Source organism: Pseudomonadales bacterium (assembly GCA_013215025.1).
GTDB lineage: Bacteria > Pseudomonadota > Gammaproteobacteria > Pseudomonadales > DT-91 > DT-91.
In genome coordinates this window covers 1-1,926 of record JABSRR010000307.1, presented here as the reverse complement: position 1 = coordinate 1,926, position 1,926 = coordinate 1, and the positions used below count along the sequence as shown (strand labels likewise).

Below are 1,926 nucleotides of genomic sequence, written 5' to 3'. Positions count from 1 at the left end.
ACACGGTAGTGGATACATTATCGTGCACAATCCACGAGCATTGAACCCTATAGATGTGGGCTTTTTAGGTGTAGGCAAGGAGGCAGTCACTGCTATAGAAAGTGAAAAATATTCCATAAGCTGGGTCAATCATGAGTCAGCTTAACAAGGCAAGCCGGAGGTAAATAAACGCCGCGTCGAATCGTAAGCGTCACGTCTTGTGAATTCTATGCCCCGAGCTTTGTGCCTCATTTGTCCTACTATTTCTTTACTCGGAGTAGCCACGCTTCACGTTTTCCTAGTTGTTTGGGTTTAGTCATGGCCCTGGGTTTCAGCCCACGTCACAAGCTCACGTCGGCAATTTCTCTAGCTTCTTATTAGCGGCTGTCAGTGCGTCTCGGGCTAGGCACAATTGCTCGACAGAGCTACCAGCACTGTAGAGCCCATAACTCATAGTCTGCTTCTCGTGCCCTAAAAAGTCGGCTGCTATTCCTTCTGAGACTCCTGCCTGTTCTAGCTTGGTAGCACACCATTTCCTTATGCTGTGGAATACATGGCGATCTGTACCTATTTCCTTCGCCACTCTGCCAAATCGTTTCCCTAGCGCATTCTCATTAAGCTCTAGCTCATCCGGCCACAGAGCCAGCCTATCTTCATCTATCGGCACCCAACGGACCCCTGCTTCCGTCTTGGCTTCCGTTAATACAATCCCTGAAACCCCTTCACGTTGCTCTTTCTTCGCCCGACAACATTCGGCTATCCGCATTGCTGAATACCTAGCCACATCAAACAGCAATGTGAGTTCTTCGTGCTGGTGCTCTTCCAACACCCTCATCACTTCCTGCATTTCGTCGTCTGTATAGGCCACCCAGCTTCTCTTCTTCGTGAGTCTTTTTGGATAGACAAGTTGGCCAGCTGCGAAGGGATTCACCCCGGCGGGTATATATTCCATTCGCACTAAAAACCGAAAGTAAGAGGAAAGGAATGACGCGGTTTTGCTACAAGTTTTCTGTGCTCTTGTTTCCTCATTGAGCCAGCGTTGAGCATTCTGTGGGGAGAACTCGGCCAAGGTGGGTATGTACGGAAGCATTACTTTAAGGGCTAGCTTTGCTTCTGTGCGTGTGCGTGATGGGCTGTTTCCATATTCCTCCGTTAGCCACTCTTGCTGAAACGTGATCAACGGCAATCCCTCCCGCCCGGCAAATAATTCACTGTAGTATTTTTGCTCAGAGGGTTTGAGGTCATATATGAAACTGTCGAGCCACGCCTCTGCGTGAGTTATGCCGTCTTCTGGGGAAGCGTAGATTCCAGCCGCTGCCTCTGCTCTGCTTTCAATACCTGCTTCGTACACTTGTTGCGCCACTTTGTCGGGTTGGCTTCTAGCGTCCAAGATCAACTGTTTCCATTCAGCGAGGTAGGGCAATTTCCGTACTTCGGCCACCTTCAACTCAGAGGTGTTAAGCGCCTTGGATAGACGATTCTTTTTTAGAATAGGGCGTACATCTTCTGGGACTAGGAGCGTGACGGAGTATTTATTGTTCCGAAGGATGAGGTTGCTGGGCATGGCGTCGGCTCTATATGTGTCTATTACATTGGTGAGTCTACTCAATAATTAGACACAAAAACAACATGAAACCCTATAAATGCTGGATATATTGGATAGCGTATATAGTCCCTCGCTCTCCGCCATAAACATAAGAGGGCCATCCGAAAGGGTGGCCCTTTTCTATTGCGGCAGATAGCTCGGACCCGGTTCGGACCGGGATGCCGGGCCACTTGGTTCGACAAACTCTGCGCTCAGCAGAGTTTGGACGCTAAAGTGAAGCGGCGGCGCCCGAAGGTTCGCAACGCGGGAGGCAACCGCGTTGTGATCAATCCCTTGTCCGCATTACGATTGATCTCCAGAACCACTGAAACCGTTCTCAATGATTGCCGTCGCTATCGAAC

General features: G+C 49.7%; 1 protein-coding gene. It reads right to left on the bottom strand.

All coding sequences use genetic code 11. The features are described from left to right. Nucleotides 1–328 precede the first annotated feature (328 nt). Nucleotides 329–1,543 (bottom strand): hypothetical protein, encoded by a 1,215-nt coding sequence (locus HRU21_13200; GenBank protein ID NRA43244.1) that lies wholly within the window; start codon nucleotides 1,541–1,543, stop codon nucleotides 329–331. Nucleotides 1,544–1,926 lie beyond the last annotated feature (383 nt).

Bases quoted from the DNA above. Each gene is read 5' to 3' on its own strand.
- HRU21_13200 (NRA43244.1), bottom strand. From the start codon at position 1,543: ATGCCCAGCAACCTCATCCTTCGGAACAATAAATACTCCGTCACGCTC.